General features: G+C 63.9%; 6 protein-coding genes. 3 read left to right on the top strand and 3 right to left on the bottom strand.

Annotation, left to right across the window (positions count from 1 at the left end):
• Positions 1-84 precede the first annotated feature (84 nt).
• Together FRC98_RS18760 and FRC98_RS18755 are read left to right on the top strand one after the other, a co-directional pair.
• On the top strand, positions 85-1,029 hold the full coding sequence (locus tag FRC98_RS18760; protein ID WP_146982959.1) for a hypothetical protein: 945 nt from the start codon (positions 85-87) through the stop codon (positions 1,027-1,029).
• A complete protein-coding gene (locus FRC98_RS18755; protein WP_146982958.1) occupies positions 1,026-1,478 on the top strand; it encodes a PIN domain-containing protein in 453 nt (150 codons plus the stop codon). Before FRC98_RS18760 ends, FRC98_RS18755 begins: the two co-directional genes overlap by 4 nt.
• A gap of 23 nt (positions 1,479-1,501) precedes the next feature.
• Here FRC98_RS18755 and FRC98_RS18750 read toward each other — a convergent pair whose 3' ends face one another.
• The 3 genes from FRC98_RS18750 to FRC98_RS18740 form a co-directional block, all read right to left on the bottom strand.
• Complete coding sequence (locus FRC98_RS18750; RefSeq protein WP_146982957.1) at positions 1,502-2,191, bottom strand: hypothetical protein; 690 nt, start codon at positions 2,189-2,191, stop codon at positions 1,502-1,504.
• A gap of 151 nt (positions 2,192-2,342) precedes the next feature.
• Positions 2,343-3,347, bottom strand: a complete 1,005-nt coding sequence (locus tag FRC98_RS18745) for a virulence RhuM family protein (RefSeq protein ID WP_146982956.1) — start codon at positions 3,345-3,347, stop codon at positions 2,343-2,345.
• Positions 3,348-4,005: 658 nt separating this feature from the next.
• Positions 4,006-4,845, bottom strand: a complete 840-nt coding sequence (locus FRC98_RS18740) for a hypothetical protein (protein ID WP_146982955.1) — start codon at positions 4,843-4,845, stop codon at positions 4,006-4,008.
• A gap of 610 nt (positions 4,846-5,455) precedes the next feature.
• On the opposite strand from FRC98_RS18740, the gene FRC98_RS18735 reads away from it, so the two are divergent.
• The gene (locus FRC98_RS18735) at positions 5,456-11,080 is read left to right on the top strand and encodes a protein kinase domain-containing protein (protein ID WP_146982954.1); all 5,625 of its coding nucleotides are present in this window, start codon (positions 5,456-5,458) and stop codon (positions 11,078-11,080) included.
• Positions 11,081-12,008: the final 928 nt, after the last annotated feature.

The raw sequence follows: 12,008 nt of genomic DNA, 5'->3' as shown, positions 1-12,008 counted from the left end.
TCGCCAGGCGCGTTTCTATTTGATCGGCGAAGGGTTCGTGCCAGAGACGCGTCCCGCAGGCGGTGGCATCGCAAGGAGGCATACATGAACAAACATCACCTGAGGTTGATGGGCGGAGCGAAAGACGAGGTGCGCGTATCGGCGGCGACCCTTCAAGAGGCGGTCGGCGCGTTGTTGGAAGGTGCGCGCCAGGCCACACGCTTCGCTGTGGAGGGTGAGAGCGTCCGAAAAGGACCGCGCCCCGCCTGGCTTGATGCGGCCTGCGCGATCGATGTGACGGGGCTCAGCGCGGGCTCAACGCTCATCTCGATCGAAGCGCCAACCTTGAGGGAAGTCGAAGCCGCGATATTCGGCGATAACGCGCAGGGCGCCCTTTTCGACGAACGCGAAGACGACCTTCAGGAGCGCAGCGCCATCGATCTTTTTGGGGAAGTTTTGGAAGCCGTGATGGAGCGCGACCCCGACGATATTGTGGCGGACCGCGCGTTACTCGACACCTGTGTGAGATTCGCAAAGCTCTCCGGTGCGGGCATGGAGGGCCTTCAGCTCGAAGGGTTGCAGCGGCGAGCAGGGCCGCTCGTGATCATGCCCTCGGACGTGCCGATGATGGAGATGCGTCGTGATGAAACGCCCGCGCCTCGGGCGGCCCGCGTGGTGGGGACCCTCGACACCATTTCCGCATCCCGCGCCGACCTCACACTGATGTTGAAAGATGGCACCCGCATCTCCGCGCGGCTGGACTCCCCAAACTCGGAGACTCTTAAAGAGCTCTTTGGCCAGCGCGTCGTCGTTTCAGGCATCGCGCACTACCGCCCGTCGGGACGGCTGCTAAAGCTGGATGTCGAATCACTCGCTGCCGCGAGCGAGGGTGACAGCGTATTCGAAGCCGCACCGGTAGCACTGCGAAACGTGCCTGTTATGCAGATGGTGCCGCAGGATGCGTCCTCGGGCGTGTCCGCATTCTTTGGCACCTGGCCGGGCGATGAGAGTGAAGAGGAGCTCCTCAAAGCGCTGCAGGCTATCGAATGAGCGACCCCTTCTACGTGCTGGACACCAACATCGTCCTGACGTTGGTACGCGGAAACACGCTCGCCAGGTTCATCGACAACCAATTCGGGCTTCGAAGCTCGAAGGTGCGCCCGGCCATCTCGATCGTCACCCATGGTGAAGTTCGCGTTTTGGCGAGTCGCAATGGTTGGGGTGCCGCGAAACTCGCGGCGCTCGACCAAGCCCTAAACAACCTGGTCACGGTAGACATCCACCAACCGGCGGTGCTGGATGCCTATGTGGAGATCGACCTCTACTCCCAGCGCCACCCCACGGGCGCACGCAACATGGGGAAGAATGACCTCTGGATTGCCGCATGCGCCCGGGCTGCAAACGCGGTGTTGCTGACGACGGATAAAGATTTCGATCACCTCGATCCGGCTTTGCTTAAGGTGAAGTATATCGACCCATCCTCTGCTGGGTCAGCGTGAAGTCGAGGCTGGTGTTGCCGCACCTACCCCAACCCCACCTCGCCACCCCGCAACACCCGAAAATCCTCAACCACCCGCCACGCCGTAGCAAACGAGCATCCCGCGCGTCGCGCCGCCTCGGCCGCGCTCAGCTCGGGGTCGCGCTCAAGCACTGTCCACACATCGGCGCGCCAGGAGGGTCCCATCCGCACACGGTTTCGGTAGCCGGCGTGCTGACGGACCAGCGCCTCGGGAGAGAGCACGTCGGCGACACGGTCTCGCAGGGTGCCGGCGGGGACGCGCAGCGGCGAACCTTCAAAGCGCGCGTCTTCTCCGCGGCGCGCAATTTGGAAGTCGGTCCCTACGGGCAAGAGATCGAGCGGAGGCCCCTGATAGAGCTTTGCGAATCTGGCGAAGCGACGGTCCTTTTTGAGCCACGTCGAAACGGCCGCCCAGTAGGCGAGCACGCGCTCGGAGGGATGTTCGGCAACGCATCGCGCGAGGCGGTCGACGTTGATGTGTTTTTGGTGGACATCCATCCAGGTCGTGAGCACCGCCAACACGCGAAAGTCGTGGCCCTCCATCCCGAGCGCCGTGGCGAGCACGAGCGTCTCCTCGATCGGCGCATCGCGGTTGGCGTCGCCGGCGAAGTTCATTCCGATCCCCACCATATCGCGGGTCAGCGACGCTTCGTCGGAGCGTTCGCTGAGCATGGTGCTTCGACTAAATGCCATGGCGGAGTCTCTCTCGAAGGTCATCGAGTGTTTCGCGAACGTGGTCGGACCACTGCGGATGGGCGTGTTGCTGTGTGAGCCGATAGGCGCTGCTGCTCAGGTAGCTGGCGTCGAGGGTGTGCGGACTCAAGCTCGACCAGCCCCCGCCCGCTCAATCCCCCTTCCCCCGTACCCGCTTTACCTCGCGCTCAAAGTCGCTCTCAAACTCCCGATCCTGCCGGACCCGGAACTTCGAATACTCCTCCTCGGCCAGCGCTTTTGCGACTCGGGCGGACACTTTCCCCGCGTTGGTCAAAACCTCGTACTCATTAAACTCCAGGAAGGCGTCGAGCTTCTTGATCCAGTCGGCCATCTTCATCGGCCGCTGGCGGGCAGCCTGGTTCTCGGCGTAGTCGAGGTACATGGAGACGATGCGCTCCAACTCTTTGATTTCGGTCTCAATCAGGTAGTTTTTCGCGACGCTCACATCCTTTTTGATGACTTTGCCCTCCGGCGCGTTCTTCCAGGTGGTAAGCCCCATCGAGGGTTTGTCGGCGTCGGCGCGCTCAGCGATGATCTCGGCGGCTGTCTTGCCGGTGACCGCCCAGTGCAGCTTGTTCTGCACCGTTTTGAAAAAGGTCTTCGTCATCGCCGCGTTCTTATCGTAGTCGACGCTGCATTGCTCGTAGATGTCGGTGATTTTTAGATAAAAACGCCGCTCACTGGCCCGGATCTCCCGAATCCGCTCCAGCAGCTCGTCGAAGTAGTCCTTACCGAAGCGCTTGTTGAGCTTGAGACGCTCATCATCAAGCACAAAGCCCTTGACAATGAATTCTCGCAGAGTGTTCGTCGCCCAGATGCGGAAGCGGGTCGCCTGCGAGCTGTTGACGCGGTAACCGACGGAGATGATCGCGTCGAGGTTGTAGTAATCCACCTGGTAGGTTTTGCCGTCGTCGGCAGTTGTTGCAAATTTTGCAACAACTGCCTCTTTCATCAGTTCACCGCTTTCAAAAATGTTTTTTAAGTGGCGGCTGACCCCGGACTTATCCACCCCGAATAATGCCGCCATCTGGTTGATGCTGAGCCAGAAGGTCTCATCCTCATGATGAACCTCAACGCGCACCTTGCCCTCAGCCGTCTCGTAGAAAATAAGCTCGGCAGGTGTGTGGTCGCTCATGGTGTCACCTCGTCAAAAAGTCGAAACGTGCCGTGTCACGCTCGCGCCATCGCCGCGAACGACCGCGACGCCACAGAACCCCAGACCTTAGCTCGCCGCGCCCTTAGCTCACAATCTCGACGCCCAGATCCAAAACTCAGCTCTCTTACCTCACGTTCTCGACACCCGAGTCCTACAACTCAGCCCCCTTAGCTGGCGTTCTCGATACCCAGAGCCGCAACTCAGCCCCCCTTAGTTGCCCTTCTCGACACCCGAGTCCCACAGCTCAGCCCCCTTACCTCACGTTCTCGACGCCAAGATCCGCAACTCAGCCCCCTTACCTCACGTTCTCGACGCCCGAGTCCCACGACTCGGCGCGCTTACCTCACGTTCTCGACACCCGAGCCCCACCACTCAGCTCGCGCCCTCCCCTCACCACCCACACGAATCGACCCTCCCCGCAAACCCCGGCGCCCCACAACCACACAACCACAAAACCACACAACCACAACGCACATCGACCCACCCGAGCGCATCCAGGGCTGCGATGGCAAGGAGCCAGGACGAAGCTGTGGCAGCGCCACCGCGAGGACGCAGCGACGCAGCCAGCGTCGTCCTGGGGCGCTCGGCACCCACACGAATCGACCCACCCCGCAAACCGCCCCCCCCAACCCGAACATCACTCGATCGTCACATCCACTTCCCGATACATCTCAATGACGATCCCGGACGCGCCCGCGCTACCAACACTTACCTCACCGGCAACGCGCTTAATGCCAACTTTCGGGCTCGTACCGCGCTCTAACCACGCCGACGAAATCGCAAGCTCCTCCTGGTCAGCAACGCTGCTGGCGCGGGAGAGCATGCGACCATCGAGCAGCGCCTCGACCATGATCCCCTGTTCGATCGGTTCAAACGCGATCGCAAGGTCCTGACTGCGCGGGTAGGAGTCTCCGTCAACCGGCGACAGAATCCGAGCGAAAGGAATCGACTCGGTGGTGTTGGTGGACGAGGTGACCCCGGGCGCTTCCATCTTCATCCGATAGACGGCAGCCAACCCCTGATCAGAGCCGGTGTACGTACCGTCGCCCTGATGGGTGAGCTCGATCCATTCAAAGTCCTCGTCAGCCGACGCTCCCACATCACCAACGCCCACGAGCACCGTGCCGTCTTCGACCGGAATCTCCTCATCTTCACTGGAGTCCTCATCGGGCCGCAGCGCAAACTCTGCGTAGAAGGTCACGTCAACCTCGGCCGGGTCGACCTCCATATTTCCGTTCACAGCGGCATCATCGTCGGGGCGCACCTCAACCTTCACCGAGCTTTTCCGCCAGGTGTACCCTTCCCGCTCGCTTGCATCCGACGCATCCGACGCATCCGACACATCACCATTTCCCCCGGCATCATCACCAGCATCGGCAACAGTGCCATCCGGCTCGTCGCCGCCGCAAGACAGTCCAATGACCAGTGCAAGCAGCGTAACCACACGACCAACAATCAAACGATAGTTTCGAGACATGAGCTCTCCCATTGTATCCGGCGTGACGTCACTACGCGTTGAGCCGACGTCGGCATCCATGAACGCCCCACAGAGAACATCTCGATGCAACATACCCGGCGCAGGCGATGCCTCAGCATCATCCCGGCTTCTAACGCACTTCGAGGTGCTTTCCACGTATCACGCGCAACATCGACGTTCGCTCACAGCGTAGACCTGAGCGGACTTTCTACGTCAGAACGCTGCCGCCTTCAAGCACTTCTCCCTTCGCTCAACAGGGCCCGTAGCTGAACGCACTCACTCCCGCTTCCCCCCCCAACCCGACCGCATCCAGGGCGGCGCCGTCAGCGTCGTCCCGGGGCGCTCGCCACCCAACGCCCACACGAACCTCCCCACCCCGCAAACCCCGGCGCCCCACAACCACAACGCGCCCCACCCGACTTGAACCAACCCGAACAAACCGTTACAAACCCTTTAGCGGCGCAATGTTATAAGCCCCTCACCAACCTCCGGCGCTCCTCCCGCGCCCTGTACCAACCTCAACAACCCGGGGCCCCGGACCTTCGCTCGGCGCCCCGCCTCCCGCAGCCTCTCCCCCGCTCACCACCTCGTTTCGCCCCGGCCACGTCGTATGCCCTCCACCGCGCTCTCCTCCCTCGCCCACGCCCCCACCATCGAGGGCGTTCGCCTCCATAAAGTCATCGGTCGCGGTGCTGAATCGGTGGTGATCCTCGCCAGCCGCGGCGTCGACTCCGTGGCCGTAAAAACCTCCCGCGAGCCCGGCCAGCATCTTTCGGATAACCGCCGCCGCCGCTTTCTGCGCGAGGGGTGTCTTCTGGCGTGCCTGACCCACCCGGCGCTGCCGCGCATCTTCGAGGTCGGTGAGTCCGACAAAACGCCTTATATTGTTCTCGAATACGTCAAAGGTGAGACGCTCCAGCAGGTCGTGGCCAGCCGCACGTTGAGCTCCGACGCCATCCTCGCCATCGCCACCGAGTTGGCTGACGCCCTTGCTCAGGTCCACGATCACGGGCTTATTCATCGCGATATTCACCCCGCCAACATCCTCCTCGACGACGACGCCAGGCCCCGCCTCATCGACTTTGGCCTGGCCGCCGACGCCGTCGCCGACGACGCCCAGCGTCTGGAGGGCACCCTGCGCTTTATGGCCCCGGAGCAGGGCGGCATGCTCGACCGCCTCGTCGACCACCGCTCCGACCTCTACAGCCTGGGCGCGGTGCTCTACTTCGCCGCCACCGGCAAGCCCCCCTTCGACGGCGAAGAGCGCCACGAGATCCTCACTCGCCATGCCACCGCCCCCATCCCCGACCCGCTTCAAGACCGTCCCGACCTCGACCCGACGCTCTCGGGCATCATCCAGCGCCTGCTCGCCAAAGATCCCTCCGACCGCTTCCCCTCCGCGGCCGCCCTGCTCACCGCCCTGCAGAGCATCAAGACCCCGCGCGCCGCGGTCGCCATCAATCATGGCATCCACGAGCTCGTCGGCCGCCGCGCTGAGCTCCAGCAGCTCCTGGAGGCGTGGGACCACTCTCAAAACAACAACACCACCCTCGTCATCGTCGAAGGCCCCTCCGGCAGCGGCAAATCTCGCCTCATCCACGAACTTCTGAACCGCGCGGCATCGGAAGGCGCGGGCACCTTCTCCATCACCATCCAGCCCGAAGAGCCCCACCCCTTCGCCCCCTTGCAGCGCCTCTTCGACCCGGTCTGCGACTACTTCGACCAGCTCTCCGGCGAAGAGCTGATGATGACGGCCGGCTTCTTCTTGCAGGCCATCGACAACCGACTCGATGCCCTCCAGGTCGCCGTGCCTCGCCTCGCTCGCCAGCTTGCCGTCGCCGCCAGCGCCGATGCCCCGGCCCAGGTCGACCTGCGCTCCGACGTCGTCTACGACGCGATGGCCACCATCATCCAGCAGATCGCCGCCAACATGAACGGCGCGCTCATCGCCATCGACAACGCCCAGTGGCTCGACGACGCCACCGAGCGCGTCCTGCAGCGCCTCGACCTCTCCCGCAGCGAAGCCCCCCTGCTCATCCTGCTCGGCGCCGACGACTCCCAGCACGCCTCCCCCCGCACCACCCAGCTCGCGGGCTCGATGCGCCGCATCCTGCACAACCGCGTCGCTCTCTCTCAGCTCACCCTGCGCGAGGTCGACGCCCTGATCCGCGCCCGCCTGGCCGGCGCCGACGTCGACATCGCGCTCGTCGAGCGCATCTTCGCCGTCAGCGGTGGCAACGCCTACGCCGTCGAAAGCTTCATCCGCACCCTCCTCGACGCCGCGGTGCTCCGCCCCTCCTGGGGCCGCTGGACCCTCGACACCGAGCGCCTCCAGAAGCTCGAGCTCCCCGATGATATGGCCGAGCTTTTGCACTTCCAGCTCGACCAGCTCCCCGAACAGACCCGCGACATCCTCTCCTGGATCGCCCTCTTCGGCGTGGTCGACCAGCCCGAACAGCTCGCCATGTGCGCCGAGGTTGAGCTCGGCCTCGTCGAAGACGCCTTCGCCCAGGCCGGCCTGGCCGGTCTCTTGCGAAACCTCCCCGACCAGGGATTTTCACTGGTTCATAACTCTCTTCGCCAGCGCCTCCTCGACGACCTCGATCCCGCCGAGCGCCACCGCCGCCATCAGGCCATCGCCCTTGCCCTCGACCAGGGCGACAACGCCGACGACCACCTCTTCGATCTGGCGCGCCACTACGCCTCAGGCCTCCCCCACCTCAACCCGGCCCGCGCGCTCAACATCAACCACAAGGCCGGCATGCTCGCCATGCAGAGCTTCGCCTACCAGCAGGCTTTTGGCTTTTTGCGCGAGGCCGCCCGCATCGCCGAGGACTTTGGCACCCGCCATGACACCCTCGACGCTGACTTAGGCCGCATCGCCGCCCGCACCGGCCACCTCGACATGGCGCGCAGGCACTTAAGCCGCGCCATCGAGCAGACCTCCGACCCCTACCTGCGCGCCCTGCTCCGCGGCGATCTGGCCAACGTCGACATCACCAACCTCGACATCTCCCAGGCCCGCCGACAGCTCGAATCCGCCCTCGGCGAGATCGGCGAAAGCGTTCCTCGCCCCACGCCGAAAGACCTGGTTATCAGCCTGGGCGGCTTCGCCCGCGGTGAGCTCACCACGCGGGTGCCCGCCCTGCAGCAGTGGCTGCAAAAACCCGTCTCCAACGCCGAGCGCCGCCACATCGAAGCCCTCTCCGATCTCTACAACTACGGCTCGCGCATCGGCTACTTCACCTTCGACGACGAGCTCCTGCTGCAGATCGCCCTGCGCCAGCACGAGATCGCCGTACGCCTCAACGACTCCGCGCTCCTGGCCCGTACCCACAGCCTGCTCGGCTTTATGAGCGCGATGATGGGCCGCCCCTACTGGAGCAAAGATCACGCCCGCCGCGCCCTCGACCACGCCCGCGCCACCCGCGACCGCTCGGTCCTGGGCATGGTGCACTTCATGAACGCGATGACCCGCGACTTCGAAGGCCACACCCTCAAAGCCGAGCGTATGTTCGAAGAATCGGTGATGGATCAGGGCCAGTGGCTCGACGCCTGGGAGTACGCCTCCGGCTCCACCGTGCTCACCGAAACCTACGCCCTGCGCGGCCACCACCGCCGCTCCCTCTCCGTGGCTCACCAGGCCATCCGCGAGCTCAACTCTCGCCTGGGCGAAGAAAACGCCGAGCGCCAGTTCGTCACCACCCCGCTTCAGGCCATGGCCATGACCGCCCTTGTGGCCCTGGGGCAAACCGAGCAGCTGCGCGAATACGAAGCCGCCGTTCAGCGCTACTTCGCCGTCACCGGCGCCCAGCTCTACTACCACGCTGTCTTCCACCACAGCCTGCTCATGTACTGCGTCGAGCGTCACGACATCGACGCCCGCGCCGACCGCCACATCGAGGGCTTTGAATCCCTCCCCATGAACTTCCCCAACGTCCAGTTCTACCTGCGCCCCTTCTACGTCTGGAAGGCCTGGATCTACCTCCTGCGCGTCGAACGCGCCCTCGATCGCGACCTCACCCCGCCCTTCGACGCCCTGGAAGCGGCCCTGGCCGAGCTCGACCAATGCGCCAACGTGCCCCTTCTGCGCGCCTACCACCACCTCTTCTGCGGCTTTCTGGCCCTCTACAAGAAGCGCCCCGATGAGGTCCCCGGCCACTTCGAGCAGGCCCGCAAGCTCGCCGACGACAGCGACATGCCGCTCGTTCACTTCGAGATCGCCCGTGGCTACGCCCTGCTGCATCGCTCCGGTCGCGCCACCGACGTCACCTCCCGCTACGTCCGTCAGGCCCTCCAGATCGCACAAGATCAGGGCTGGTCGCGCCGCCTGCGCCGCCTCCGCGCCGATTTCGCCGAGGAGCTTCGCACCGGCTCCAACCCCCTGATGACCCGCTCCTCCACCGCCACCCGCGGCTCCTTTACCTCGACGGATTATCTTACCTCGCGCATGCAGCAGCAGTTCGACGCGCTCCTGCGCATCCACCAGGTCTTGAGCGATCTGGGCACCCCCCAGACCAAACTCAACCAGGTCCTCGACGAGCTCATCGCCATCTTCGGCGCCGAGCGCGGCTTCTTCTTCCACCTCGACCCCGACGACGAGACCCGCCTTGTGCTGGAGGCCACCCGTCACGCCGACAACCGCCTCAAAGACGCCGCCTCCCCCGTCAACGAGGCGGCCGACGCCCTCGAACTCACCCGCAAAACCTGGGCCGACGGCATCGTCCAGCAGGTCTTCGCCACCCAGCGCCCCCTCGTCGTCCACAACGTCCGCGAAGGCGCCCGCTGGGACCAGCAGGCCTTTGACGACCACCTGCGCAGCGCCATCGCCGTCCCCATGATCTCGCGTGCCCAGACCCGGGGCGTCGTCTACCTCGACTCCACACTCGCTGAAGGCGTCTTCGCGCAGAGCGACATCCGCACCCTCCAGGGTCTTACAAACTCCCTGGCCGTGCTCCTGGAAGCCGCCCGCACCACCCGCCTGGAAGCCGAAGTCGCCCGCGCCAGCGAAAAGAGCGCCTCGCTTCTTGAGCACGCCACAAGCGCCGTGCAGCTCGGCCTGGCCATCACCGATCAAAAAGGCCATCTCATCAGCGCCAGCCCCACCCTCCACACCATGGCCGAGCCCTGGGGCTCGGCCACCCGCTGGTGGTCCATCGCCCTCGACGCCTGCGACTGGCAAGACGCCGCCACCGGCCTTGCCGGCGACCTCAACCTCAAGAGCGCCCTGGCCGACATCCGCACCCCCGACAACATGCGCCGCGTCTTCGAGCTCACCGACACCGGCTCCGAACACCAGCTCGGCGAACACGCCAACCACTCCGTCTTCCTCGTGCGCGACGTCACCTCCAGCATCCTCGCTGACGAAGAGCGCCAGCGCCTCAACGACGACCTTGAGCTCGCCACCGAACAGGCCTTAAGCGCCAACCGCGCCAAGAGCACCTTTTTGGCCAACATGAGCCACGAGCTGCGCACCCCGCTCAACGCCATCATCGGCTACGCCGAGATGCTTCTTGAAGAACACTCCCCCGACGAGTTCCCCGCCCTGGCCGCCGACCTCGACCGCATTCAGGTCGCCGGCAAGCACCTGCTGCGCCTGGTCAGCGACATCCTCGATCTTTCCAAGATCGAGGCCGGCCACATCGAGCTCGTTCCCCACGAGTTTTCGCTCACCGCCATGATCGACGACGTCGCCGCCACCGCTCGCCAGCTCGTCGAGAGCAACAACAACACCTTCACCCTCTCAAAAATCCCAGACCTCACCCTCTTCAACGACGAGACTCGCCTGCGTCAGATCCTCCTCAACCTTTTAGGCAACGCCGCCAAATTCACCGAAGACGGCAACGTCGCGCTGGCCATCGATCTCATCGCCCCCCCCCACCCCTCCTCCGCCCTGCCCCTCGCCAGCGACGACACCGACCAGGACGCCGACGAAGCCACCACCCCACAACCCTGGATCGCCTTCAAAGTCTCCGACTCCGGCATCGGCATGACCCCCGAAGACCTCGAACGCCTCTTCGAAGCCTTCTACCAGGCCGACCAGCGCTCCATCTCTCGCCATGGCGGCACCGGCCTCGGCCTCACCATCACCCGTCGCTTCTGCGACCTGATGGGCGGCTCCATCCACGTCGACAGCACCCCCGGCGAAGGCACCACCTTCACCATCGAGATCCCCACCCGCATCGACACCTCCCTCGATCCGGATCTTCTGGCGTTGCAGAGCATGGCCGACTGAGCCTTTTGACCAGGGCCCCGCGCCCTAACACACCTCCCAGAGGCCCGTCCGCATACGCCAGACCATTTCCAACCACCTCCCAGTGGTCCTCCCGCGTACGCCAGACCATTCCCAACCACCTCCCAGTGGTCCTTCCGCCTACGCCAGACCAAAATTTCCACCTCCCAGAGGTCTTTCCGCGTACGCCAGACCATTCTCAACCACCTCCCAGTGGTCCTTCCGAGTACGCCAGACCATTCCCAACCACCTCCCAGAGGTCCTTCCGAGTACGCCAGACCATTCCCAACCACCTCCCAGAGGTCCTTCCGCGTACGCCAGACCAAAATTTCAACCTCCCGGAGGTCCCTCAAGATGGTCCCAACCACTTCAGACAACCTCCCAGAGGTCCTTCGGGATGGTCTCAACCATTTTTTCCACCTCTCAGAGGTCCATCGGGATGGTCTCAACCATTTTTTCCACCTCTCGGAGGTCCCTCAAGATGGTCTCATCCTCTTCAGACAACCTCCCAGAGGTCTCTCAGCATGGTCTCAACCATTTTTTCTACCTCCCAGAGGTCCCTCGGGATGATCCCGACCTTTCCAATCCACCTCCCAGAGGTTGCTCGAAGTAGTCCCGATCTCCCCAGACAACCTCCCAGAGGCCCTTCAACGACTCCAACTCACCGCCGACAGCCTCGCTAACCCACCACGCGGGGGCACCCGACCAAACATGTGAGCACACGAGTTCCCCCAGGTTGGTCTGAAGCACTCCGACCTCACTCCCCCCTCATGATTGATCACATCTCATCCATCATTTGCCTCGCGATCAAAAACCCTTGCTCCAACTCCAGCAAATGAGCCCAGCCTCGGCCGAGCACCTGCCAGCCCGCCGGGCCATTGTTTTTGATGTGGCCGCCAAGCGAGGCGACCGCCGCCATGATGCGTCCGGC

It is taken from the genome of Lujinxingia vulgaris (genome assembly GCF_007997015.1).
In the GTDB taxonomy this organism is placed as follows: domain Bacteria; phylum Myxococcota_A; class Bradymonadia; order Bradymonadales; family Bradymonadaceae; genus Lujinxingia; species Lujinxingia vulgaris.
The sequence above is the reverse complement of the archived record's forward strand: the minus strand, read 5'-3'. Positions and strand labels throughout refer to the sequence as shown.